Consider the following 26985-nt stretch of genomic DNA (forward strand, 5'->3'; position numbering starts at 1 on the left):
AAAAACCTTTAAAAACCTTTCAATATATTCTCGACTAGATGCATTTTTAGCCTGTGGTGTATATTAACAATCAACATCTCTTAAAAAAGTTCTGTTTTACGGCTATTCTTAATACTAACATTATGTGCAGATCCTATTTGTTTTATAACAATAAATCGGCTGTTACTTAAACTAATACTAAATCGTGCATCCCTTCTAAAATTATCTCTACTAGTTACCCATAAACTGGTAGGCACTAGTGAGATCCATTAATTAAAATATTATATTTTTGATATTCACTCTCAATTAATCAGTTTCAAAAACTTGATACGGTTATATTGCTATTTAAGTAGCATTAGCAAATAAATATCAATACATCAATAAGACAGAAAATAATCCTTTGCATATTAATAAGCAGAAGTCTTTCATTCTTAAAACGAATTAAAAAGAATAATAAGTGAATCTATCTATAACATAAAAAGTATGAATAAAATTAAAGCGATAATCTTCTGCTGCCTATTATCTAGTTCTGTTTTATCTCAACAAAAACCCAACATCATTTATATATATGCCGATGATTTAGGATATGGTGAGTTGGGAAGTTATGGTCAAATGAAAATAAAAACGCCCAATCTTGATCGCATGGCAAAAGAAGGAATGCGTTTTACACAACATTACTCAAGCTCGGCTGTTTGTGCCCCCGCTAGATGTATGTTGATGACAGGTAAACATGCGGGAAGTTCCTATATTAGGGGGAATTATGAACTTGGCGGATTTTTAGATAGTGAAGAAAAAGGCCAGATCCCGTTGAAAGCGGAGGAATTTACCGTTGCCGAATTAGTAAAACAAAAAGGATATACGACTGCATTGGTAGGAAAATGGGGCCTTGGAATGAATGGGACTGAAGGCTCGCCAAACGCCCAGGGTTTTGATTATTATTACGGTTATCTCGATCAAAAGCAATCTCATAATTACTATCCTACACACTTGTGGGAGAATGAAAAATGGGATACTTTAAACCAGCCGTATATCAATGTACATAAAATTTTAGACCCTAAAACAGCAACTGATACTGACTTTGACTACTTTAAAGGGGAAGTTTATGCACCAGAAAAAATGACAGAAAAAGCATTGAAATTCATATATAACAATAAGGAAAATCCTTTTTTCTTGTATTTACCATATACAATTCCGCATGCTTCTTTACAGGCACCAGAGGAATGGATAAAGCAATATATTGGTCTCTTTGAAGAAAAACCTTACTATGGACAAAATGGTTATGCTTCAACTAAATATCCGCTTTCTACGTACGCAGCAATGATTAGTTATCTAGACGCCCAAGTGGGCATTATTATGGCTCGAATAAAAGAATTAGGGCTCGATGAAAACACGATTATCATGTTTAGCAGTGACAACGGAACCACTTTTAATGGAGGTGTAGATGCTGCCTTTTTTAATAGTGTAGATAATTTAAAAGGATTAAAAATGGATTTATACGAAGGCGGTATTCGGGAACCATTTATCGCGAGATGGCCGGGGAAAATCCGCGCTGGATCGATTTCAGATCTTATTTCTGCCCAATATGATTTTTTTGCTACAATTGCTGATTTAACCAATCAAAAAGTTAAAAACACAGACGGCATTTCTTTTCTTCCGGAACTACTAGGGAACAAGTCCAAACAAAAAAAACACGACTATCTGTATTTTGAATATCCTGAAAAAGGAGGTCAAATCGCTATTCGAACGGGCGACTGGAAAGGTGTAAAAAGTAATTTGAAAAAAAATCCTAACGCACTTTGGGAAATTTATAACCTTCGAAGCGATAGAAATGAAACAGTAGATGTCTCAAATCAAAATTCGAAACTAGTGAAAAGGTTTGAAGAAATACTAAAAAAAGAACACCAAACTTCAGCTGTTAAAAACTGGGAGTTTATAAATACAAGAAACAGTAAACTATAAATTGACCAACTAAAATTATAATTAACAATGCATAAAAAAAACAGCGTTTCGATACTAAAAAAGAGCAGTATATTCGTGATATGCCTTTTATCAATAGCTATATTTGCTCAAAAGCGACCAAATGTCATAATCATCATGACTGACGACTTAGGCTACGGTGATTTAAGTTGTTATGGAGCGACCAAGATTAACACTCCTAACATAGACAAACTGGCCAAACAAGGAGTGCGCTTCACTGATGCACATTCCACCTCGGCAACCTGTACTCCTTCTCGTTATGGTTTAATGACAGGACAATATCCTTGGAGAAGAAAAGGCACTGGAATACTTCCTGGAGACGCTGCTTTAATAGTTCCGACAGATAAAACCACGCTACCTTCTTTATTTCAGAAAGCGGGTTATAAAACTGGAATTGTAGGGAAATGGCATTTAGGTTTAGGAAATGAATTACAGAAGAATTGGAACGGCGAAATAAAACCAGGACCGAATGAAGTAGGTTTTGATTACTCCTATATTTTCCCTGCAACGGCTGATAGAGTTCCTACTGTATTTGTCGAAAATCAACATGTAGTTGCACTAGACCCTAATGATCCTATTGAAGTTGATTATAGCAATAAAGTGGGGAATGACCCAACGGGCAAGGAAAATCCTGAATTACTAAAAATGAAATCTTCCCCTAACCATGGACACAACAATACTATTGTAAATGGAATAGGACGTATTGGTTATATGAGTGGCGGCAACAAAGCCCGTTGGACTGACGAGGAAATGCCGATGACTTTTCTATCGAAAGCAAATGAGTTTATCGAGACTAATAAAAAAGTTCCTTTCTTCCTTTATTATGCGTTAACAGAGCCTCATGTTCCCCGCATGCCTTCGACCATGTTTAAAGGAAAAAGCAGTTTAGGATATCGTGGTGATGCCATCTTACAAATGGATTGGACTGTAGGTGAAATCATGAAACAACTAGAATATCAAGGCATAGCAAATAACACCATCGTTATTTTCACCAGTGACAATGGACCTGTACTTGATGACGGCTATGAAGACGGAGCGGTGACAGAATTAAATGGACATACTCCTTGGGGATCTTTACGCGGCGGAAAGTATAGTACTTTTGAGGCAGGAACACGAGTTCCTTTTATCGTTAGGGGGCCAGCGACAATAAAAAAAGGAGCGTCACCAGCTTTATTATCCCAGGTGGATTTACTTCCTTCTTTTTCTAAAATGTTGAACATAAAATTAGAGAAAGATCAAGTAACTGATGGAGAAGATATGTTGCAAGCTATGTTAGGCAAAACCAACAAAGGGCGAACGGTACTTATTAAGCAAGGAATCAATTCCCTAGCAATTCGAAAAGAAAATTGGAAATATATTGAACCGAGTAACGGACCAACAATGAATTTATTAACCAATATCGAAATGGGTAATAACCAGCAACCACAATTGTATGATTTGAATAAGGACATTGGAGAAAAAGAAAACCTTGCCAGTCGATACCCAGAAATCACAAAGGAGTTGGCGAAATTATTGCAACAAATAAAAGAACAATAAAGAATCAGTATTTTTGTAAAAGAAATAAAGAATAAACCAGTCCTTAAATCTAATTTTAGCTTTAGAAACCGGATTAAACAAACTTAAAATGAGATACCAAACGATTACTCTGGGATTGCTACTACTTGCAATAGGCTCCTGTGGCAAAAAAGAGGAAAAGACAAGCGCTACAGCCAGCACAGAATCTATGAGTTGTGCTTCATCGCTCCCCGCGCGTTTTTCGGCTACAAATACGGCTGACCCAATCAGTACATCAAAAACGGTTTCTTATGACGGAATGGTTAAAATTCCTGATGGCGAATTCCTGATGGGTGCTTCTGATGATGAAGGCCGAGAAGATGAATACCCACAACATAGAGTTAAAGTCAATGGTTTTTGGATGGATGCTACCGAAGTGACCAACGCACAGTTTGAAAAATTTGTGAAAGCTACTGGCTATGTGACTACAGCAGAAATAAAACCAGATTGGCAAGAAATAAAAAAGCAATTGCCACCAGGAACACCTAAACCAGATAAAAGTGTATTAGTGGCTGCCTCCCTTGTTTTTGTTCCTACTACTACTCCAGTCGACTTGAATAATGTTGCTCAATGGTGGAGCTGGACCGAAGGAGCCAATTGGAAACATCCAAGCGGACCACAAAGTGACATAAAGGGAAAAGAAAACTATCCTGTAGTACACATTTCATGGGATGATGCAAATGCCTATGCAAAATGGGCAGGCAAGAGATTACCAACAGAAGCGGAATGGGAATTTGCTTCCAGAGGAGGATTAGTTGATAAAAAATACTTTTGGGGGAACGAAGCCCCAGAACAAGGAAAGTCTAAAGCAAATACTTGGGACGGAAAATTCCCTTACCTCAACTCGGCTAAGGATAAATTTGCAGGAGCTGCACCAGTAAAATCATTTCCACCTAATAAATACGGATTGTATGATATGGCAGGAAATGTTTGGGAATGGTGCAGCGACTGGTACACACCAGAATACTACAAAGAATTGTCTGGCAGCATTGCTAATAATCCTAAAGGACCTTCCAAAAGCTATGATCCTATGGAGCCAAGAGTACCTAAAAAAGTGGTTAGAGGTGGGTCTTTTTTATGTAATGCATCCTATTGTAAAGGATATCGCGTTACCGCTCGAATGAAGTCATCACCAGATACTAGTTTAGACCATACTGGCTTTAGATGCGTGGCCGATATTAAATAATAGTACTAAACTTGAAAATGAAAGTATTCTTTTTTCATCACTGAAAAATTTAAACCATAAAAAAGTCCCGATTTCGTCGGGACTTTTTTACTTCTGGTCAATTGTAACTTAAAGGAGAGTAATCTTTTTATCTATAAAAACATAAAACCGTTCCCACTTGATTTCTTTTCCTTTGCCCCGAACTTAGTAAGTTTGTAAGTCAATGAGAACATAAGATACCTTTTTAAAACTACATTTTCTTCATCGCGTATATCTGTTGGAGAAATGGTTCTTGTCGCGCTTTGATTCTGATTCAACATATCATAGACTTTTACTTTTGCTGTCATTTTATTTTCAAAAAAGCTATAAGCTAAACTCGTATTCCAAAGATAAAAATCCTTTTTAAATCCATCTGCAATATTCGAATTATATGTATATCCAAAATCGTTACCGAAAACCCAGTTTTTAGGCCAATAATTAGTTGTTTGTACATTAAAACGATGAATTACACTTGAGGCTCCGTTAGTTCTAAAATTTGTGTACCTAGAATCATTGTAAGTAAAATTATAGGTTGGATTAATAGTGAGCAACTCACCATATTCATAGGTAAAATTAGCTCTTGGATTCAACCTTAATGTCTTGGCTTCATACATTTCATCATTTACAAAACCCTTCGCTAAGCCATAATTAGCGCTAAAGTTCAAGCCATATTTAAAAGTATGAGCTTCTTTTTTAAATGATTTGTTCCAAGAAGAACCAATCCACGTAGAATAAGTTCCTGAGACATTTTCAAACGTAATACGGTTTTTTATACTCGAATCATATTGCACCGAAGAAACCACTTGATTATCATAAATGTTTCCGCCAAAATAAAAGGAGTAACCAGATCGTGTGGCATAATCATAATTATGAAGTCCAACGTATGCTATATGATTCCCACTTGGCTTTAAATCAACATTTCCCACAGTAGTACTTAGAGGGTTTGATAGATCCTCGACGGGTAAAATCTGAGCCGCAGTAGGAAAATCATAATCAAAAGTGTAGTTCACATATATCGATTTAGATTTACTAAATCGATATGAGAGTCGCGAAGTGGCATATGGCAAAACATAATTTTTCGTCAAATTAGTAGGTTGTCCTAGATAAAATGAATAAGTATCATATTTTACTATCGAAGGACCTGCAGTCATATTTATACTATATTTTTTCTTGTTAAGAGAGAACCCAGTTTGAGGACGTAATGTAGTTTTACTGGACGTCAACTCATTTGTTAATTCTGGATTCAAATCAGAATAGGTTTGAGAACCAGAATTAAAATCAAAGGTATTTCTATCATTCGACCTAGATTCATTGTTGTAATTAATACCAACTTTCACTTTTAGAGAATCGGAAACAGGCTCAGCATATTCTACTTCAGCCACATACCTATCCACACTATTCCTATTTTTTCTAATTTGATCTCTAATAATATCTGGATCTGTACCTTGATAGAACTGTGTATTGGTTTTGTTTAAAGAATTTACGTCCTCTACCGAATTATCATTGCTAAACGAAGCGCTTAGAAAGCGACCTTTTTTACTGAATCTCTTATTGAAATTGATTGGAATACTAAAGCTTCCTTTATCACTTTCGTCAAAAACTAGGGCCGTACTCTCATTAACCAGCTGACCGCTCTCATTAAAAGATTTTTCAAAAGAGTCATTAGTAAATTTCGAGTTCGACTTAGAAAATTTTGGTCCAACAAAAATAGTTGCCGTCGAATCTATTTTATATTCAAATTCAAAACTTACATTATGTCCTAAATTATCAGCACTTGTTGTCGCTTCAGATTCTCGGTTTATATTTCCATTAGGCAAAAATGTAATCGTCTTGGTTCTATTTACATTATCAGAATTAGAATTTGTGAAGAAGTAATTACCACTTGTTTCTAATTTTTTGAATAATTCATCCGAATAATTTACCCCTACCATATCGGAACGAGTTATTCCTTGTCCGCCACCGAAACGATTTCCATTAAGCGTAAAAGAACCATTAGCCGAGTTAACTGCCATAGAACTGTTTCTTCCGCCACTCATGTTATCAAAAATTTCATTCATGGAGAATCCAGTAGAATTGATATTATTCGACGAAGCCAAAACACTTACCTTTCTTTTACCTTTAAAATAATTAATTAAAGCGCTACTTTCATAGCGTTCCCCTGTTCCATAACCTCCCATAATTTTCCCAAAGAATCCTTTATTCTTCTTTTCATCAATGGTCAAATTGATACTAGCATTATTTGAAGTAGAAGCTTCTTTACTCAACTCCTCTTTTTTAGTTTTCGTATCTGAAATTTGGACTTTATTAATAATATCCGAAGGCAAACTTTGCAGCGCAATTTTACCGTCTTTATCGAAAAAAGGTTTACCGTTTACTAAAACTTGGTTTACTTCCTTTCCATTAACGGTAATTTTACCATCTGTTCCCACTTCTACTCCTGGCAGTTGCTTTAATAAGGTTTCAACATTAGCATCAGGGCGAACTTTAAAAGAAGAAGCGTTAAACTCTAAAGTATCTTTTTTTATTCGAATAGGCGGTGCCTCACTTTTAATAACTACTTCGGACAGTAAATTTTCATTTTCGAACAAGTTTAAAACGCCAAAATCCTTATTTTCTGTAAGTACTTTATTTTCCAACTTATAAGTCTTGTAACCCATAGATGAAATTTTCAAAAAGAAAGGCTTGTTGATTTTTTTGGTTTCCAAAATAAAGGAACCGTTTTTATCCGAAATCGTATAATCAATAACCGTTGAATCTTGTACTGAAGTCAAAAAGACAGTAGCCGATTCTATGGGATTTTGGGTGTTTTTGTCTAAGATTTTGCCTTTGAGGCTAATATTGCTTTGCGCAAATAAGGAAACACTTAAAAAGAAAGACACGATAAGAAAGTACTTTTTTTCCATAAATAAAAAATTCGCTATTAATGATAAAACATTAACAGCGAATTAAGTAATTTAATATGAATTTATGTAATTTCTTACATAAACTTTAACATATTATTTCTCACGAATATAAATATCGATTGGCACACCTGAGAAGTCCCAGTTGTCTCTAATTTTATTTTCAAGGTAACGCTTGTATGGTTCCTTTACATATTGTGGCATATTAGCAAAAAACACAAACTGAGGCGTTTTAGTAGGCAACTGCATACAGTACTTAATTTTTACGTATTTCCCTTTTGTTGCAGGTGGTGGGTATGCTTCAATCACTTTCAACATGTATTCATTGAATTTTGAAGTAGCGATACGCTGTTGTCTGCTTTCAAAAACTTTTACTGTTGCTTCTAATGCTTTCAATAAACGTTGTTTTGTCAATGCAGAAACAAAAAGAATAGGCACATCAGTAAATGGCATCAATTCTTCTCTAATTTTTTCTTCGTAATCTCTAGTTGACATCGTTTCCTTTTCAACTAAATCCCATTTATTTACTAAGATCACAACGCCTTTTCTATTCTTTTCAGCTAACCAAAAAATACTTTGATCCTGACCTTCAAATCCACGAGTGGCATCAATAATCAAAATACAAATATCTGCATGCTCAATAGCACGTACGGAACGCATTACAGAATAAAATTCTAAATCTTCCTTAACTTTAGCCTTACGACGAATTCCCGCAGTATCAACAAGGTTGAATTCGAAACCAAAACGGTCAAATTTTGTATCAATAGAATCACGAGTAGTCCCCGCAATATCAGTAACAATATATCTATCTTTACCAATTAAGGCATTGATAAAACTTGATTTTCCAGCATTAGGTCTTCCCACTACTGCAAAACGAGGTAACGCAATTTCTTCCTGTGTTGGTTCTGGTTTTATAGGAAACGCATCAATTAAGGCGTCTAATAAATCTCCAGTTCCACTTCCTGAAATACTTGCAAAAGTATAATATTCTCCTAAACCTAAGTTATAGAATTCAATTGCATCTTTCTCCCGCATAGCGTTATCTACCTTATTTACAGCTAGTAAAACCGGTTTTGTCACTTTACGTAAAAGTCTCGCAACGGCATCATCCATTGGAGTAATTCCTTCTTCAACGTCAACCACAAATATGATAACATCAGCCTCATCGATGGCTAACTCAACTTGTTTACGGATTTCGCCTTCAAAAACGTCATCAGAACCGCGAATATATCCTCCCGTATCAATTACGGAAAACTCTTTTCCGTTCCATTCACTTTTTCCGTAGTTTCTATCTCTGGTAACTCCAGAAACAGAATCTACAATAGCTTCTCTTCTTTGTATCAGCCTATTAAAAAGGGTTGATTTCCCCACATTAGGTCTTCCTACTATCGCAACAATGTTATTCATAAGTATTTATTCAAATATTTTGCAAAGGTAGTGTTAAATAGATTGACTATCAATTTTTTTAATATATTAGCGCGGGCTTTCCTTTTAAATGATATAAGTTTACCAATATGGACACTAATAATGAACTAAGACTACGTTTACGATTCTATAAAGATGTTCCAGAAAACAGTGATTCACTGCTTCAAAAATTTGAAAACTATAAAAAATCAAACTGCGACGATTTTTCTGTAAAAACGGGCGGAACGCATATTTGGCTACATATAAAAGACAGTAAAAAGTCCTATTATTCTCCACATTTGCACTTGGAATTAGAATCCAAGAACGAGAACGAAACACACATAAGAGGTCTTTTTGGCCCTGACCCTACCTTATGGACCCTTTTTATGTTTCTTCATTTTATAATTGCAGGAATATTTCTAATTTTCAGTGGTATCGCTTACTCCGACTATGTTTTAAAAAACAGCATAACGTTTGATTTAATCGTAATGGTACTTATGGTATTCGCTTGGTTTCTATTGTATATTATTGCCAAGCAAATTCGAAAAAATGGTCATGACCAAATGAATGAACTAGAAGCCCTATTCTTAAAAATAATAGCATCATAGTTCATTAGGAGCCAACCCATTTGAATACGATATCGGACAAAAAAAAAAAATCAATAATAGAAATTGAATTCTATTATTGATTTTTTAATTATTATAGTAAAACAATTATAAGACTATTGATTGTAACCAAAACGCTTTAACATATTCACGTTACTTCTCCAGTTTTTATTCACTTTCACATACAATTCGATGTGAATTTGTTTACCAAAGAATTTTTCTAAGTCGGCACGAGCATCCATTCCCACTTTCTTTAACGCTGCTCCTTTATGCCCAATAACAATTCCTTTTTGTGTTTCACGCTCCACCATAATCAAAGAACGGATTCTAATGATATTTTCATCTTCAAAGAACTCCTCTGTAACAATTTCTACTGCATACGGGATTTCTTTACTGTAATTCAACAATATTTTCTCGCGTATTGTTTCGTTCACAAAGAAACGCTCTGGTTTATCTGTTAATTGATCTTTTGGATAATAAGCTGGTGATTCTGGTAAAAGTGAAATAATTCTTTGAAAAACTTCTGGAACATTAAAATTCTGCAAAGCAGATATAGGATATATTTCAGCATTAGGCACTTTCTCAGTCCAGAAAGCCACTTGTGTTTCTAATTGTTCCTGATTAGAATTGTCAATTTTATTCAACAACAATAAAACAGGTATTTTAGAATGAATGATTTTATTAAAGAATGCTTCGTCTTTTAGGTCTTGCTCCCCTATTTCGACCATGTAAATTAATATGTCAGCATCTTCAAAAGCGGACTTTACAAAGTTCATCATCGATGCTTGCATTTCATATGCTGGCTTGATAATCCCTGGTGTATCAGACAAAATCATTTGAAAATCTTCTCCGTTTACGATCCCAAGGATTCTATGACGAGTCGTTTGTGCTTTAGACGTAATGATAGAGAGTCTTTCCCCAACAAATGCATTCATTAATGTGGACTTCCCAACGTTTGGATTCCCGATGATATTTACAAAACCTGCTTTATGTGACATTTAATATATTATTTATTTTGCAAAGGTAGTTATATCAAGTGAATAGATAAAATAAAAGATTTTTTAATATTTTAGTTGCAAATATTAAATTTCGTTGTACCTTTGCACCCGAAACAACGCGGGATAGAGCAGTAGGCAGCTCGTCGGGCTCATAACCCGAAGGTCACAGGTTCGAGTCCTGTTCCCGCTACTAAGTTAATTTTATTGAGATTACAAACGCACATCGCGGGATAGAGCAGTAGGCAGCTCGTCGGGCTCATAACCCGAAGGTCACTGGTTCGAGTCCAGTTCCCGCTACTGAGAGAAACCCATCAACATTTTGATGGGTTTTTTTATTTTTAGCACCCTCCTTAACCCCTGTTACCACTGTAATTAACTCAAAAATACCATTCACTTTTTTGGTTAGATATTCCCTATTTTTAGCCCTAATCTATTGCTCGCTTAACCTCCCGAAGTTGGCCTTATATTAGATTTCTGTGCGTCAGAACCGCACTTTTGCTGATGGCTTCTTTCAGATTCTACCTCACAGTAGACACCCTTGCCAATTGCTAACACTTCCTATCAACGCGGCGTGTACATAGACTTACACTCTGCCAGGAAAAGACCATGCCCGACATACAAAAAAGAGGCAGCCATTTTTAGGCTGCCTCTTAACAATTATTATTTTTTGAAATGACTTTTATGTTTTTTACATCTCAATTTTAGTTTCTTATCATATCCGCTTCTTATATACTGTAACATCATCTACCCACATGATAACAGTTGTAAATAAATTTATTTTATTAGGATTGATAAAACTTGAGTCATTTGAACCAACATTCAGGTTTAAAATTATATTATGATTCTCGAATTTATTTAAATTAAGTTTAGGTATAGTACTGTTAGTGTTGGTAGAAACAATTGTATTATCTACCATTATGGTTACCGTTACTACATTGTTTTTTATTTTCCAGAAACATTGATATAAGTGCCATCCATGATTACCATTTACATTAAATAAACGCGGATATTGTTGTTCAGCCATGTTCCCTAATTGGTTCGCACCCGAAGCTGTGCCATAAAAAAGATTAGATGTAAAACGAGGTGCATTTGGTGCAAAAGAATACCCTTCCATAATGTCAATTTCTCCGTACATGGGCCATCCGTCTTCCTGAACAGTCCAGAAAGCAGGCCATGCTCCGTAAGTGTCTGCAAATGATATGTAATTAGATCCATCCATAGCTAATAATTTAATATTAGCAGACAGCATATATTCGGTGTTATTTTCAGGTTTATATTTATAGACAGACTTAATAAGTCCCGATTGGTATTTAGTTGCATTTAACTTTGTAGTCTTAATTTCCAGACATCCTCTCCCGTCTCTTAATTGCACCGTAGGCACAGAAATATCATAATCGCAATATTTAGAGTTATAGTCTGTACGTTGCACCTTTGTCCATTTTGAAAGTGTCGAGCCTACATCAAATGTATCTTCGAATTGTTTTATCCAAGGAGATCCAACAACTTTATTAGTACTTTCTATTATTCTTTCATTTATATTTTTACTAGCTGTTATTTTACTTGTTGCAGTATTTTCAACGCAAGAAGAAAATACCAAAACACATATTAGTATTAATGTAAGCCAACTTAAAATTCTCATAATTCGTGGTTTAGATCTTAGTTTGTAAGATTGTAATACGCTGCTGATTTTTAACTTCTATTGCATAATCCGAAATATCCGGAGGGTAGCTTTTTCAAGTAATGTTTTTTCTCAGGTAGATTTATTTAGTAAAACAGCCTAATTAAAGGCTGTTTTTTTTAATTTAATCTAATCCTTCCAGAAATCCGGTATGTGAACTTTTGATTGCAAAATTGGAGTCATATAATAAAGGCCAATCATTTCCAACATGATTCAGGTCTGTACTGTATGGAATCCATGATTCATTATCCCTCATTCCCCAAATTGTTAAGGCATATTTATTTGCAACTGGAAGCGCATTATAAATTTTTACCATTTCTTTGTATTTTGCTTTTTGGACTAACCTTCTTTCATTTGTAAAAGTGGTGATGTCATTAAATTGATTGACTTGTATATCCAATTCCGAAACATGAATTTTCAACCCTTTTGCTACAGCTTTATTAAGATCGGTTTCTATTTGAGCTTTGGTTGGAGATAAATACGTATTGTGCATTTGAAAACCTAGTCCATCAATAACATTAGCTGTTTTTAAATCATCTACAAGACTAAAAACTTTATCCTGTTTTGGGATATTTGTAGACGTTGCATAATCATTATAAAATAATAATAGTTTAGTGTCACCCGCAGCATTTGCAGCATTTTTTGCCCATTGAAAACAATCTTTTACATAATTAGCTCCCATTCGTTGCAGAAAAATAGTATTTCTCATCTTGCCGTCAGTATCATCTACCGCTTCGTTAACCACATCCCAAGATTTTACTTTTCCAGCATAATGAGTAACCACATCCGTAATGTATTTTTTTACTTCTAAAGCAAATTCTGCATCAGTACCCGAAAAATTTTTTAACCATTGAGGTACTGCATTATGCCATACTAATGCATGACCGTGTACATTGATTCCATTTGTATTCCCGTAAGCCACAATTTTATCAGCTACAGACCAGTTGTACACACCGCTAGCAGTAGAGATTTGATCCATTTTCATTTCGTATTCGGCAGAAATACTGCTGAATTCATTTTTCAAAATAATATCATAAGGGCTTCCAGTTGTTAATTGCGATGCTTTTATGGCCATTCCTACAAAAAATGGGTTGGCTACTTTATTGGCTTTTACCTTTAAAAAAGTAGGATCTTCAGGAATACCGCTAGAACCCGTTGTTACCACACTAATAACATTTGAATAATCGGAAATTTCAGTTTCTGTTTTGGCTCTTACTCTGTAATAGTATTGTGTTCCTCCCAATAAACCAACTACAACTTCATTTAAATCAGTCACAGGTTTTGCGTTGTAGTTTGCTACAAAAGTGTCAAAATTTTCGCTGGTAGAAACGTCCAAGAGATAGCTTTTTGAATTGGAAACATAATTCCATTTTGCTTTAAAACCGTTATCATTGACATCTTTTGGTGCGTTTGCTGTTGGCGTTTCTAAAGTTTCAGCCACATCGTTATCCTCTTTTGAACAAGAGTTCAAAGAAAAGAAGAGACTAACGAGTACTAGTAAAAATTTAATTTTCATACTGTTTTTTTATTATAGCCTATTTTTTCTAATTACGATTGAATAAGCTTATTATAGTTTCTTTTTTTATTGTTTTTTATAAAAGAGGCTGTTTTTGAACTCAACCTCTTTTTTAGCTAAAGCATACAATCCTTAATTATTGGTAACGAATTTTGATATTATCGTATTTTATTGTGGTCGGATTAGGCGTTTCTGCCTGAACGATTCCTACTTTAATTTCATTAACTTTAGAAGCGTCAAGCGCAGTGGCTGGATCTCCGTACCCATAATTATCTTTGAAATCAGCTAGTTTTATGGTCATAGTTGTCCAATTAACATCTGTTATTTTAAAATTATAACCATAGTTTTTATTATCAATAGTATTCAATTGAATAGCGAATTGAGTACCTATAACATTAGCACTTACGTCAATATCTATAAAAGTTCTTGCAGCATCAGTGCTTGATGTACTTAGAAAACTAGTTCCTCCTCCGCCGCTACTTCCGTTATAACCATTGGCAATGGAACCAGTCCACGCAAGTGTTGCATAATTAGCCGTTGGACCGCCTGTAGTATTTGCGTTAAAACTAGCTACATCGCCATAGGACGTCCAGGCAGTTCTAACGCCATTTCCATCAAAATCAGATATTAGAACGATGGTAACAAAATCTATTGTTTTTTTTGCTAAACCACCTGGAGTCGTAATTACTAGTTCTGATCCAGAGACTGCATTTGCTGGTAAACCAACGATAATTGAAGTAGGTGAATTTACAGAATAACTTAGCGCTTTTCCTCCTAAGGTAATCGAAGATACATTATAAAACCAAGTTCCTTCAATGGTTAATGGAAATCCAGGAGTTGCTGCAGCTGGAGTTATTTTTGTAATAGTTGGATTGGGTTGTAAAATCTCAATATCTTTAGTTACAGAGCCAGATGCTGTAATAAAGGTAATAGGCTGTACTCCAAATCTGCTACCGAGTTTATCATCAAATGGAACGGTGAAAATAAAGGACTTATCTGAATTATGGTTGGGATTGAAGCTGACATCAATCTTATTGTCCAACGTGATTTTTTTCAAACCCGCTAAGCCATTGCCTTCCACTCTAACTTTTGTTAGTGGAAAAGTCTGATTTAGCAAATCTCCTGGTTCAGCAACCATTGCATCTATATTTGCAGTAACTGTATCATCATTTTGGCAAGCTGTAAAAGAAGCCATTACCAAAAGAATTAGAATTCTATATTTTATTTTATTAATCATAGTCTAGTTTAATTAAAGTTAAAAGGAACTGGAGGATCTAATAATGATGGATTAGTATCAATAGCAGATTGAGGTAATGGCAATTCAAAATAGTTACTTCCGGGAGTTATTTTTCTAGAAATTAACTCTGTTCTTTCAGGATCAGAATAAAAACCAACTTCTTGTTGGGAAATAATAGCTGTTGCTTCTGTAAGACCTCTACGTTTTAAATCAAAGAAATACTGACCTTCAAGAGCAAATTCTATTCTTCTTTCATTAAACAAATCCTCTCTTGTAAGTTCTGTTTTAATAGGCAATCCTGCTCTTACTCTTACTTCATTGAAAGAACTTAAAGCCGCTGCGGAAGTTGTTGAATTGGCTCCAGCCAAAATAGCCTCAGAATTCATTAATAAAATATCAGAATATCTTAGCAATATTGTGTTTTGTGAGGTTTTCATAAAAAAGACATCATTTCTTTCTGCTGCCGAACCTACAATGTACTTTCTGAAATTGGCAGCCGTAGAAGAGAATGCTTTTTTATATCTAAAACCACCTTTACTTTTTACTAATTCCGGGTAAAAGTCGCCATCAGTCATAATGGTATTCTTTTTTCTGGTATCGTTTGGTTCAAATCCATTTTGCAAGGAAATGGAAGGAAGGTAAACTCCCCATCCGTCACCACCGCCAGTTATTCCTGATTCAGCAGGAGCGATATAAGCCTGATTTGTATTTTGTGTTCCCCATTCAGTAGCAATAGCTTTCCATTGCAAAGCAAACATACTCTCAGAACTATTATTATTTTCTGGACTGCTAAACAAGTTACCGTACTCTTCAATTAAAGTATATTGGTTCCCCATAATTTCCTGAGTTAAAGTGGCGCATTCTGCATATTCATTTAAGGTTAAATGTACTTTTGCAAGAATACCCATAGCAACATACTTAGTTACATATCCTTTCTTTACAGCTGTTTCAGGCAAATTGGTAACGGCATATTCCAAATCTTGTTTGATGAATTTATAAACATCTGAAACCAGATTTCTTTTGGGTTGTGGTGCAGAACCTGCTTTACTAATAATAGGAACAGCACCAAAAGTTCTTACTAAGTAGAAATACGCATTGGCTCTCATAAATCGGGATATGGCTATCGCGTTTTTATAGGATGCATCTGGTAGTTCACTCTTTCTATCTTCGACTAAACTCATTAAATTATTAGATTGATCGATAACCGAAAACAACGAAACGTAACCTTCTGTCAGGATTGGGTTTTGTGAGGTAACCTGAGCATCTTTAAATTGAGCATAAGCACCATCAAAAGTAAAAGTGTTACCAGCGTACATATCGCCTACAGCAATTAGGAATTTATCGTTAAAAGTAAACCAAGGTTTAAAGTATAAACTCTCAGCGATTCCGTCAAAGGCCGTAACTCCTTCGGGTAAATCGGCTGGAGTTAATTGGTTTTCAGAAGGTGCATTCAAAAATTCATCTGAACAAGAAAATAAAGATAGCAATGGTATGAGCATTCCCATCATAAAAAGTTTAAAAAGTTTTTTCATAACTATTTTTTTATGTTAATGACTGTGATTCATTAAGTTAAATGTGTGTTTTTATAATGCTTAGAATTCTAAATTCATTCCTACAGAAGTTGTTCTTGGTACAGGATAACGTCCTAAATCAATACCACTTAGGGTAATATTTTGATCTAAATTTCCTAAGGCAGGGTCAAAACCAGAATATTTAGTAAACGTGTATAAATTTTGGACATTTACATACAATTTTACTTTAGATATAAATGATTTATCAAATATCTTATTAGGCAAATCATAGCTTAAAGAAACATTTTGAATTCTTAAATAAGAACCGTCCTCAACAAATCGATTTGAAATTCGGCCGTTAGCATTTGGATCGTTTAGCGTAATTCTAGGCACATCGGTATTTTCGTTTACTCCAGCCTCAAAAGCTTGTAAGGCTTGAGTACTTACATTTCCAAAACGATCTCCAAATCCTGGATAAATTCCATCAATATAATGGCGGGTAAAGTTGTAAATTTGATTGCCTTGACTTCCTGTTAAAACGATTCCTAAAGTGATGTTTTTGTATTTAAAATTATTGGTAAATGAATACGTAAAATCAGGAATTGCATCTCCAATTGCCTTTTGATCTTTAGCATCAATTTTTCCATCGTTATTAAGATCTTTAAAACGAATATCTCCAATTCCAGTTCCTGTTTCCTGAATTGGTCCTGCGGCTAATTCAGCAGCATTTTTGAATAAACCATCGGTAACATAACCATAAAACTGTCCAACAGGTTGCCCTTCGGATGTTCTGGTAACGTTGTATAAATCAAATTGTACTTTTCCTAATAAAGATTTACCTGCACCCTGAAAACTAGTTAGTTCATTATTGTATTTGGAAAAAATAATAGTACTATCCCATGTAAAATTTTCGCTTTCGATATTTCGGGTATTTAAACTAATATCGATTCCTTTAGTTACAATTTCACCAGTATTTAGGTAGAAATTAAGAGCACTTTGATTGGATTCATCATTAATTTGCTTGGTTAGGAAATCGGATGAATTTTTTACATAATAATCAAAATCTAATTTTACTCTGTTGTTCATTAATCCTAATTCAAAACCAACATTGAAAGATTTAAGAGATTCCCACTTAATATCAGGATTTCCTAAATTGTCAATTGTTGGAGATACACCTCCAAAAGGAGATGAAAGTAGCGATAGAATGGTTTCGTATCTGTTTGATGGAATATTTTGATTTCCTACCGAACCGTAACCCGCTCGAAACTTTAAATAATTGATAGTGTTTGCTAATGGCTCAAAGAACTTCTCGTTACTTACAGTCCAACCTCCAGAAAAAGAAGGGAAATAACCCCATTTGTTTTTAGGACCAAAGTTTGATGAAGCATCTGCTCTTAAAGAAGCAGAAAAAGAATATCGGTCAGAAAAGCTATAATTTAATCTCGAAATATAAGAAGCCATAGACCATCTGCCAGAACCATTTCCGTTTATAGCGGTATCAATGTCACCAATATTTAAATTAGTAAAATCTTTATTTAAAAACTCTCCCGTTCTGTAACCACTTAAATATTCATAACGGCTTTCCTGTGCTTCCTGACCTAATAAAAAAGTAAAGTCGTGATTTTCACCTATCGTTTTATTGTAAGTCAAATAATTTTTAATATTCCAATAATAGCCTTGATCCTGTTGTTTGAATGATTTGTTTAAAAGTTCAGATACTGTTCCTAAAGTATATTTGGGTACAAAAGTGCTGCTTTTTGCAAAATTCAAATCATATCCTAATTCTGATCTAAAAACCAATCCTTTAACCAGCGTAAAATCTGCAAATAAATTTCCATTTATTTTATACCTGTCTGTTGTTGCATTATTGTATTCCGATAAAGCAATTGGGTTAGTCGCTTCATTTGCCGAAGAGCCTAAACCGCCAATAGGACCCGCAAAAGAACCATCAGGATATCTAACTGGTAATTCTGGAGATTGTCTTAGCGTATTCATAACCAAACCACCTCTATCATCATTTCGTACTATTTTTTGAGAGGATCTACTCAATGACATATTATTTCCAACTTTCAACCATGGTTTTACATTTGAATTTACATTTAATCGCATAGACATTCTATTGAAATCAGAATTTAGAACAATTCCTTCTTGATTAAAATAGTTTAAAGAAGTATAATAGCTTGTTCCTTCTTTTTCGCCAGAAAATGAAATTTGGTGATTGTACATATTGGCTGATCTAAAAAGTTCATCTTGCCAGTTTGTTCCATTTCCTAACAAATTAGGTTTTTGATATTGATAAGGAATAGGTTCTCCATTTAATTTAAAAATGGATGCTTGGTATTTAGCATATTCTGGTAAGTTTAAAATAGCAACCGAATTTGTTACTTCCTGATTGGCCAAATAGGTTTCATAAGTGAATTTTGATTTCCCTTTTTTTCCTTTTTTGGTTGTAATTAAAACAACACCGTTTGCGCCATTTGCACCATAGATTGCTGTAGCCGATGCATCTTTTAAAATGTCAATCGTTTCAATGTCTGAAATATTCAAGCCTGACAAAGCCGAATTTTTAGTTTGTCCGTTTCCTCCACCTAAGGTACTAAAGGAAAAGGAGTCATTATTTTTATCCGCAAAAACAGGAGTTCCATCAATTACATATAAAGGTTCGTTGCCATTAATAGAAGTAATTCCTCTAATTTGAACGGAGATTCCTCCTCCTGGTGTCCCTGAATTTTGAGTAACATTTACACCAGCAGCTTTACCAATAAGAGCTTGATCGATAGAAGTAAAAGGTTTGTCTTGAATTTCAGAAGCTTTTATAGACGAAATGGCACCATTGATATCTTTTCTTTTTGAAGTTCCATATCCTATAACAACTACTTCGTTTAATTTTTCCAGATCATCAACCATAACCACCTGCATTACTGATTTTGTATCCGCAGGCATCGTTACATTTCGATACCCAATATAACTAAAAATCAATGGAGATTTTGGTTCGACATTATTCAAAGCAAAAGTACCATCCATATCGGTAGTAGTTCCATTTTTAGTTCCTTGTACTAGCACACTAACACCTGGTAATCCTACTCCTCCAGATGTTACTTTACCTTTAACAGTTTGAGCGTAGAAAAAATTTCCCCACATACACACTATTAAACACAATAGTTTTTTGAATGTTGTTTTCTGCATAAAAATTGGTTGTTTAAGTTAGATTTTAAAATTTAGTTAGTAGAACATTTAATCTTTCGTTTTTTTTCCATCACATTATTGGAGTAATAAAAAAGAAAAATAATTTCTTAAATATTTCTTAACGAAAGTAAAATGTAGCTGGATTTTATTGTAGAACAGATGAAGCATATTGTACAACAAATGATGCAAAAAGAACTCTGAATCCTTGTTAATACTTAAAAAACAGAATTTTGCTATTAAAAAACGACTGATTTATTCCTAAAAAGTTGGTTTAAAAAATAGTATTTGTTTAGAAAAGAATAATAATATTTATTAGAAGTGTATTTTTATTTCAACATAAACGAAGTTTTTCATTAAAAAAATTGACTTACAAAAAAAGAGTTTTGATTTAGAACCAAAACTCTTTTAATAGTATTTGCTTTAAAGAAACTGCTCTTTTGTAGTTTCTTCTTTTGTTTTTTTTTCTTGTGTAGGCAAATGTCCGTATTTAATTTTATAACATTTAGCAAAATAAGACGGAGAAGTAAATCCTACTTTATAGCTAATTTCATTGATATTATTATTTCCTTGCTCAATTAATTGTTTTGCTTTTTCCAATCGTACATTTCTAATAAATTCATTTACCGAAACTCCTGTTAATGTTTTTATTTTCCTATACAATTGACTTCTACTCAAGAAAATTTTAGAGGATAAAAATTCTACGGTTAATTCGGGTTCACTAATATTTTCATTAATTAATTGCAGGACTTTTTGAATGAAATCATTATCCAATGATGTTGTTTTTTCTTTTCCATCTTTGGTAATTCCTCGATAAAATTTCTTAAACATAATTTGTCTGCTGGTAATAAGCTGTGCTAAACTAGATTTTAAAATATCCAATTCAAATGGTTTACTCAAATACATATCAGCACCAGAATCGATACCTTCTAATCGATCTTTAACCAATGCTTTTGCTGATAGCATTAATAAAGGTATATGGCTTGTTTTTAAATCTCCCTTTATATTTTTGCACATTTGCAGTCCGTCCATAACTGGCATGATAACATCTGTAATTATTAAATCTGGTAATTTTTGAACAGCAAGTTCGTATCCTTTTTGACCATTTTCGGCTGTAATTACTTTATAGAACTTACTAAGTTCTTGTTTTAAATAATTTCGTAATTCCGAATTATCTTCAACAATCAAAACCGTATATGATTTTTGATCTACGGCAGGATTTTCTACTGATGAATTATCAAAATCATCTTCATCAGAAAGATTACTAGTAGCTTCATATAAAAAGTTGTTTTTATTTTTTTCTATTTTAAAAACCTCATTAACGATCTCATTTTTTTTGTAAAAAGATTTTCCTAAAGGAAATGTTACTTTAAACTTTGTGCCCTCACCTACTTCACTTTCAACATCAATTTTTCCTTTATGCATTTCAATAAATTCTTTCACAACCTCCAAACCAATTCCGGTGCTGCCATAATAATCTTTATTCAAATTATTGAGCTGATAAAAGCGGTCAAAAATTCTTTTTAAATCTTTTTTGTGAATTCCTGAACCCGTATCTGCAATGGTTATTGAAAATGAAGGGACTTTATTGCCATCAATTAAAAGTTCATTTTCGGAGTAGGATTGATTTATAGCAATGGTAATAAAACCATAATCTGGAGTAAACTTAAACGCATTAGAAATAATATTAAATACTATTTTTTCAAACATTTTTGGGTCTAGCCAATCTTCTAATTCGTCAATAGATGATTCAAAATTAATAGTAATATTTCGGGTTGCAGCTTCTTCATCAAAATAGCTAATAATTGCTTTTGTGAATGCTATAACTTCAATTTTCTTAGCCTGAAGCGAGATTTTATTAAACTCTAGTTTGTTAAAATCCATGAGCTCATTAATTAATCTAGAAAGTCTATCGGAGCTTTTGTGAACGATTTTTAACTTATGATGAATTTCTGGAGATAAATTTTTACTTCTTAAAATATCTTCCAGCGGATTAATAATTAGTGTTAATGGCGTTCTGAATTCATGCGAAATATTAGTAAAAAACTGTAATTTCTTATTATTTAATTTCTTAAGCTGAATCGTTTTTTCTTTTTCTAAGAGTATGGCTTGTTTGGCTATAAAACGATTTTGATACATTTTATTAAAATACAAAACCAGAAAAACCAAAATACAGGAATAGGCTAAATAGGCCCAAATGGTTTTCCACCATGGAGGCAAGATTTTTATTTTTAATTCTAATTGCACATTACCCCACGAACCATCTGCATTAGCCGATTTAACTTTAAAAATATAATTGCCAGGGGCTAGATTTGTATAGGTCGCGGTTCTGTTATTTCCGACATAATTCCAATCTTTTTCAAAACCTTCCAGATAATAGGCATATTGGTTTTTTTTAGAATAATTATAATTAATCCCCACATATTCAATCGTAAAAACAGATTGTGTATAGTTGAGCGTGATTTCTTTGGTTTGAGAAATAACTTTGGTTAAAGGCGACGCTTCTTCATTTGGTTTTACGGATCGGTTGAATAACTTAAAATCACTAAAATACAAACTTGGTGCTTTTTCTGCTTTTTTAATCTCGTTAGGATTAAAAAAATTTACACCTTCATAACCACCAAAATACAACCCGCCATTTTCATCTTTAAAGACCGCATTGTTATTAAAATCATTATCAACAAGTCCATCATCTTTATTAAAATTGGTACTTTTTTTATTTTTAAAATCAAGTTTTGTTAATCCAGATTCGCTACTGATCCATAAAGAACCATTGTTATCCGAAATGATAGCGCGAATAGATTTTTCTTTAAAGCCTGGGAAATCATTTAAACTTGAAAACTTCTTGTTTTTTTTATTGTATTTAAATAATCCATCACCATCTGTTCCTATCCATATTGTTTTATCATTTGACTCATAAATTGACAAAATAGTTTGAATAGTATTATACTTCGTTTTATCACTGTATAATGCATCTCTCATTTTGGTTACTTTAAAACCTGATGGATCTTTAAAACTTACTTGGTATAATCCTAAAATTGTTCCTACCCACAAAATATCATCAGAATCAACAAAAACTTTACGAATAAAAGCTTTGTCTAAAGTATTTTCTGCAAATACTTTAGAGTCACAATGAACAAAGCTGTTGTTTTTATTATCAAAATAATGCAAGCCTTTAATAAAAGTTCCAATCCATATTCGCCCTTTTGAATCTTCCGAAAAACTAAAAACCCGATTCGATTTTAATCCAGCTGTATTGGAAGTGTTGTAATTTATAAATTGGGTTGTACCATTTTTCAAAAAATAGATACCACGATCCCAACTTCCAATCCAAATATTTTGTTTACTATCTAAAAATATGGTCTGAATATCAGCAGCATCTAATCCCGAATAGTACTTTTGATTGTTTTTGTTAACGTGAATATAACTCTTACGACTTAGATTATAAACATCGAGTCCTCCACCTTCATTACTTACTAGTAAATTACCCTTTTTATCTTTTATAACTGAAGTAACATAACCTGTTTGCAAAGAATTTGGATTATTTACAAGTGCTTCAAGCGAATTAAATTTATTATTTGGTTTGTCAAATACGCCAAGTCCTTTATTAAAATAGCCTAACCAAAGTCGGTTTTCTTTATCTTGATATAATGACCAAACTGAATTTGATTTTATACTAAAATTATTATACTTATCGTACAAATATTTTTTGAGTACTTGTCCGTTGTAATTTACAACCAACAATCCGTCATTTTCGGTACCGCAAATGATATAATCCATATTATTTGCAACAATAGATAAAATTTTATTTTTGGTAATAGCATAATTTTCAAATTGGTAGTTATCTGTTTCAGGTTTAATTTTTATCAAGCCATTTTCAGTCGTTCCCATCCAGAGATACCCAAATTTATCTATAACAATACTTTCTATGTCGTCAAGCAATGGTTCTCTTTTAAATTTGTCTTTATAAACCTGCTTAACTTTCCCATTTAAATTGATCTCTAAAAGGCCATAGCTAGTTCCTAAATATATAATTCCCTGTTTGTTTTTCACGGAACATTTTATTAGAAAATTGGGCTTGTCGAGTACTTTTGATTGCACTAACGAAGCTTTTAAAGTCTTTATGTCAAGTTTGAATAGTCCAAAACCATAAGCGCCCAAGATTAAATTGCCATTATTGTCCTCAATAATTGTTTTTACGGTAATTGGCTCATCATACCCTTTTGTTATTACATCCTCGATATTGATTTTGGTAAAATTATCTAAATCCCTATTGTATAAACACAAGCCCTGATCAGTACCAATCCATAAATTATTACTGGAATCAATAAAAGTGGCATAAATAAAGTTGCTGTTTACTGAACCGGGTTTCTTGTCATATTTATATCCAAAATAGTTTACTCCATCATACCGATACAATCCTGCACCGTTTGTACCTATCCAAATAAAACCACTCTTATCCTGAATAATGGTAGATATAGCCCTTTTTGAAGTAGTTTCCTGTATACTTCTGAACTGGTAGCTGTCAAATTTGCCTTGAGAAAAGAGGCAATTTATGAGACTGAAGAAGCATAAAAGAATATATTTTATTTTTTTCATTTACATTTACATTTACATTTTAATATTATTATTTGTCAACTTCATTTAAAAATAAAATTCTGCAAATGATTTTACTTCAGGCTATAGAAAGCAATATTAATAAAACTAAATAAAAACACTTAATTTTTTTTTCTAAAAATCTATCCTATTGCCAAAAACCTGAGTCCAATTAATAACCTCACAGGGATTAATTGAACTCAGGATATAAGGTTATTTTTGTAAAAAAGAAACCTGTTTTTAAGAATTTACTTTTTTGTTTTTAAGTTCTTCGACGTTTTATTTTAGTTCAAATTCGCTGGTAAGTCCTTCATTAGAATTCCAGCCAACCATAACATTAAATAAACCGGATTCTACTAAAAATTTGCCATCGTTGTCATAAAAGCCAAGTTCTTTATCTGTTAATGTAAAATGAATTGTTTTCGTTTCTCCTTTTTTTAATGCAACAAGTTCAAATCCTTTTAATTCTTTAACAGGTCTCACTATGCTGGCAACAGGATCATTTACATACAATTGAACCACTTCTTTTCCGTCGAAATTACCTGTATTGCTAACCTCAATGGTAACTTGTATTTTTTCCCCTTTTTGAAATGAAGGTTTTGCTATTTTTAGATTTTTATATGCAAAAGAAGTATAGCTTAATCCATGTCCAAAAGGATACAAAGGTGTTTTTTCAACATCAGAATAATGTGACCAAAAAACATTTTGATCCTTATCTGTTGGTCTTCCAGTATTGTATAAATTATAGTAAATAGGGCATTGACCTACATTTCTAGGAAATGACATGGGCAGTTTGCCACTAGGATTATAATCTCCGTACAAAACCTGTGCGATTGCATTTCCGGATTGGGTTCCTAGCTGCCAAGCTTCAACAATAGCAGGAATATTCTCTGCCGCCCAAGGTAATGCCAATGGGCGTCCATTATTTAAAACCAAAACAATATTAGGATTCACTTTATAAACCTCCTCCAATAATTGCTGTTGATTGCCAGGTAGACCTAATTCTGTTCTGCTGCGTCCTTCTCCGCTTTGAAAACCAATTTCGCCTAAAACCATTACTACAACATCTGCCTCTTTCGCTGCATTTTTTGCTGCTTCGAATCCAGAAAAATCAGTAGTATTAACTTTTACTTCGTCTAAAAATGTTTGTTTATTTGTAGCGACTTCGGTTCCTTTTTCATAAACTAGTGTATTGTCTTTATATTGCTGCATTCCTTCAAGAACAGATATTGCTGTATTGTCATCCGCAGCAATTCTCCAGCTTCCCAATGGACTATTTTTATCATTTGCCAGCGCACCAATTAAAGCAATTTTAGTTCCTGTTTTTTTCAAAGGAAGTAGGTTTCTATCATTTTTCAATAAAACGATTGACTTTTTGGCCATGTCAAGAACAGCATCATTATTTGCTTTGCTTCCAATATCTGATTTTTCACGGGCTTCATCACAATATTTATAGGGATTGTCAAACAAACCTAATTCAAATTTTACGCGAAGAATTCTGTGAACAGCATCATCGATTACACTTTGTTTGACCGATCCTTTTTTTACTAATTGAACTAATTCTTTTATATAAATATTTGATTCCATATCCATGTCAGAACCAGCGAGAGCAGCTTTTTTAGCGGCATCTGCACCATCAGTAGCGTACCCGTGCGTAATCATTTCGGCTACTGATGCCCAGTCAGAAACAACAAAACCTTTAAATCCCCAGGCTCCTTTTAAAATATCTCGCTGCAAAAAACTGTTTCCAGTAGCTGGAATACCATTTAGAGTATTAAATGAATTCATAAAGGTACGAATCCCTGCATCGACTGCTGCTTTAAAAGGCGGTAGTACGGTATTGTATAACTTAGAATTGCTCATGTCTACACTATTGTAATCGCGGCCTGCTTCTACAAAACCATATGCTGCAAAATGCTTAGCACAAGCTATTATTGAGGTGTTATCACTTAAATTTTCTCCTTGAAAACCTTTAACTCTTGCTGTAGCAATTTTACTTCCTAGATAAGGATCTTCACCAGCGCCTTCCATTACTCTTCCCCATCTTGCATCATTTGAAATATCTACATTAGGGGCAAAAGTCCAGTTTAATCCAGAAGCAGAGGCTTCAAGAGCAGCAACTCGAGAAGAATTTTTAATGGCTTCTAAATCCCAACTCGCAGCTTCAGCCAACGGAATTGGACTAAGTGTTTTATATCCATGTATCACATCAAAACCAAAAATAAGCGGAATTCCAAGTCGAGTTTCTTCAACAGCAATTTTTTGTACTGCTCTTACTTCTTTAACTCCTCTTACGCTTAACATGGATCCTACCCATCCTTTTTTTATATTATTATATTTTTCTTCATTAGAACCGGATTCTGGTTTTGGACCTGTAACATCCCATGACCCATTATATTGGTTCATTTGACCCACTTTTTCTTCTAAAGTCATGTCTTTCATCAAAAGAGATATTCGTTCTTCAATGGGGAGTTTATTATTCAGGTGTTTTTTTGTTTGTGCAAATCCGTTTCCATAAACGATTAGTACTAAAAAGGCATACTTTTTAATTTGTTTTTTCATCATTGTGGTTTAAATTTTATCGTTAGAAGTTGTTAGAATCATCTCTAAAGCATTATCTTTATTTTGCATGATCTATTTTGA

The 26985-nt window shown here is 33.6% G+C and carries 14 protein-coding genes and 2 tRNA genes; 6 read left to right on the plus strand and 10 right to left on the minus strand.

Annotated features, from left to right (window positions below):
* Positions 1-462 precede the first annotated feature (462 nt).
* The 3 genes from FQU23_RS01045 (at position 463) to FQU23_RS01055 (ending at position 4696) form a co-directional block, all read left to right on the plus strand.
* The gene (locus FQU23_RS01045; RefSeq protein ID WP_147672215.1) at positions 463-1938 is read left to right on the plus strand and encodes an arylsulfatase; all 1476 of its coding nucleotides are present in this window, start codon (positions 463-465) and stop codon (positions 1936-1938) included.
* A 27-nt stretch (positions 1939-1965) separates the two neighbouring features.
* A complete protein-coding gene (locus tag FQU23_RS01050) occupies positions 1966-3492 on the plus strand; it encodes a sulfatase family protein (RefSeq protein WP_147672216.1) in 1527 nt (508 codons plus the stop codon).
* A gap of 88 nt (positions 3493-3580) precedes the next feature.
* A complete protein-coding gene (locus tag FQU23_RS01055) occupies positions 3581-4696 on the plus strand; it encodes a formylglycine-generating enzyme family protein (RefSeq protein WP_147672217.1) in 1116 nt (371 codons plus the stop codon).
* A 131-nt stretch (positions 4697-4827) separates the two neighbouring features.
* Here the strand turns inward: FQU23_RS01055 and FQU23_RS01060 are convergent, their stop codons facing one another.
* A complete protein-coding gene (locus FQU23_RS01060; RefSeq protein ID WP_147672218.1) occupies positions 4828-7617 on the minus strand; it encodes an outer membrane beta-barrel protein in 2790 nt (929 codons plus the stop codon).
* A gap of 93 nt (positions 7618-7710) precedes the next feature.
* On the minus strand, positions 7711-9021 hold the full coding sequence (gene der, locus FQU23_RS01065) for a ribosome biogenesis GTPase Der (protein WP_147672219.1): 1311 nt from the start codon (positions 9019-9021) through the stop codon (positions 7711-7713).
* A gap of 107 nt (positions 9022-9128) precedes the next feature.
* Between der and FQU23_RS01070 the strand changes: the two genes are divergently transcribed.
* Positions 9129-9626 (plus strand): hypothetical protein, encoded by a 498-nt coding sequence (locus FQU23_RS01070; protein ID WP_147672220.1) that lies wholly within the window; start codon positions 9129-9131, stop codon positions 9624-9626.
* A 113-nt stretch (positions 9627-9739) separates the two neighbouring features.
* On the opposite strand, the gene era is transcribed toward FQU23_RS01070, so the two are convergent.
* A complete protein-coding gene (era, locus tag FQU23_RS01075) occupies positions 9740-10621 on the minus strand; it encodes a GTPase Era (RefSeq protein ID WP_132108347.1) in 882 nt (293 codons plus the stop codon).
* A gap of 117 nt (positions 10622-10738) precedes the next feature.
* Between era and FQU23_RS01080 the strand changes: the two genes are divergently transcribed.
* Together FQU23_RS01080 and FQU23_RS01085 are read left to right on the plus strand one after the other, a co-directional pair.
* A tRNA-Met gene (locus FQU23_RS01080) sits at positions 10739-10811 on the plus strand.
* A 34-nt stretch (positions 10812-10845) separates the two neighbouring features.
* Positions 10846-10918, plus strand: a tRNA-Met gene (locus FQU23_RS01085).
* Between the two features lie 415 nt (positions 10919-11333).
* Here FQU23_RS01085 and FQU23_RS01090 read toward each other — a convergent pair.
* From FQU23_RS01090 to bglX, 7 genes are all read right to left on the minus strand, one after another.
* Positions 11334-12260 carry a family 16 glycosylhydrolase gene (locus FQU23_RS01090; protein ID WP_147672221.1) on the minus strand — a complete coding sequence of 309 codons (927 nt, stop codon included), beginning with the start codon at positions 12258-12260 and terminating at the stop codon, positions 11334-11336.
* Positions 12261-12423: 163 nt separating this feature from the next.
* Entirely contained in the window at positions 12424-13815 is a 1392-nt protein-coding gene (locus FQU23_RS01095) for an endo-1,4-beta-xylanase (protein ID WP_147672222.1), read from the minus strand.
* A 136-nt stretch (positions 13816-13951) separates the two neighbouring features.
* Positions 13952-15052: an IPT/TIG domain-containing protein gene (locus FQU23_RS01100; protein ID WP_147672223.1), complete on the minus strand. Its 1101-nt coding sequence runs from the start codon at positions 15050-15052 to the stop codon at positions 13952-13954.
* An 8-nt stretch (positions 15053-15060) separates the two neighbouring features.
* Positions 15061-16584, minus strand: coding sequence for a RagB/SusD family nutrient uptake outer membrane protein (locus FQU23_RS01105; protein WP_147672224.1), 1524 nt, complete (start codon positions 16582-16584; stop codon positions 15061-15063).
* A 60-nt stretch (positions 16585-16644) separates the two neighbouring features.
* Positions 16645-19749, minus strand: a complete 3105-nt coding sequence (locus FQU23_RS01110) for a SusC/RagA family TonB-linked outer membrane protein (protein WP_147672225.1) — start codon at positions 19747-19749, stop codon at positions 16645-16647.
* 420 nt (positions 19750-20169) lie between these two features.
* Positions 20170-24345, minus strand: coding sequence for a two-component regulator propeller domain-containing protein (locus FQU23_RS01115; RefSeq protein ID WP_147672226.1), 4176 nt, complete (start codon positions 24343-24345; stop codon positions 20170-20172).
* A 276-nt stretch (positions 24346-24621) separates the two neighbouring features.
* Positions 24622-26904, minus strand: a complete 2283-nt coding sequence (bglX, locus tag FQU23_RS01120; RefSeq protein ID WP_147672227.1) for a beta-glucosidase BglX — start codon at positions 26902-26904, stop codon at positions 24622-24624.
* Positions 26905-26985: the final 81 nt, after the last annotated feature.

It is taken from the genome of Flavobacterium sp. XN-5 (assembly GCF_008033395.2).
Lineage (GTDB): Bacteria > Bacteroidota > Bacteroidia > Flavobacteriales > Flavobacteriaceae > Flavobacterium > Flavobacterium hiemivividum.

Coding starts and splice junctions, on each gene's coding strand:
- FQU23_RS01055 (WP_147672217.1), top strand. CDS start 3,581: ATGAGATACCAAACGATTACTCTGGGATTGCTACTACTTGCAATAGGC.
- FQU23_RS01110 (WP_147672225.1), bottom strand. CDS start 19,749: ATGCAGAAAACAACATTCAAAAAACTATTGTGTTTAATAGTGTGTATG.
- FQU23_RS01050 (WP_147672216.1), top strand. CDS start 1,966: ATGCATAAAAAAAACAGCGTTTCGATACTAAAAAAGAGCAGTATATTC.
- era (WP_132108347.1), bottom strand. CDS start 10,621: ATGTCACATAAAGCAGGTTTTGTAAATATCATCGGGAATCCAAACGTT.
- bglX (WP_147672227.1), bottom strand. CDS start 26,904: ATGAAAAAACAAATTAAAAAGTATGCCTTTTTAGTACTAATCGTTTAT.
- FQU23_RS01090 (WP_147672221.1), bottom strand. CDS start 12,260: ATGAGAATTTTAAGTTGGCTTACATTAATACTAATATGTGTTTTGGTA.
- FQU23_RS01100 (WP_147672223.1), bottom strand. CDS start 15,052: ATGATTAATAAAATAAAATATAGAATTCTAATTCTTTTGGTAATGGCT.
- FQU23_RS01070 (WP_147672220.1), top strand. CDS start 9,129: ATGGACACTAATAATGAACTAAGACTACGTTTACGATTCTATAAAGAT.
- FQU23_RS01060 (WP_147672218.1), bottom strand. CDS start 7,617: ATGGAAAAAAAGTACTTTCTTATCGTGTCTTTCTTTTTAAGTGTTTCC.
- FQU23_RS01095 (WP_147672222.1), bottom strand. CDS start 13,815: ATGAAAATTAAATTTTTACTAGTACTCGTTAGTCTCTTCTTTTCTTTG.
- der (WP_147672219.1), bottom strand. CDS start 9,021: ATGAATAACATTGTTGCGATAGTAGGAAGACCTAATGTGGGGAAATCA.
- FQU23_RS01115 (WP_147672226.1), bottom strand. CDS start 24,345: ATGAAAAAAATAAAATATATTCTTTTATGCTTCTTCAGTCTCATAAAT.
- FQU23_RS01045 (WP_147672215.1), top strand. CDS start 463: ATGAATAAAATTAAAGCGATAATCTTCTGCTGCCTATTATCTAGTTCT.
- FQU23_RS01105 (WP_147672224.1), bottom strand. CDS start 16,584: ATGAAAAAACTTTTTAAACTTTTTATGATGGGAATGCTCATACCATTG.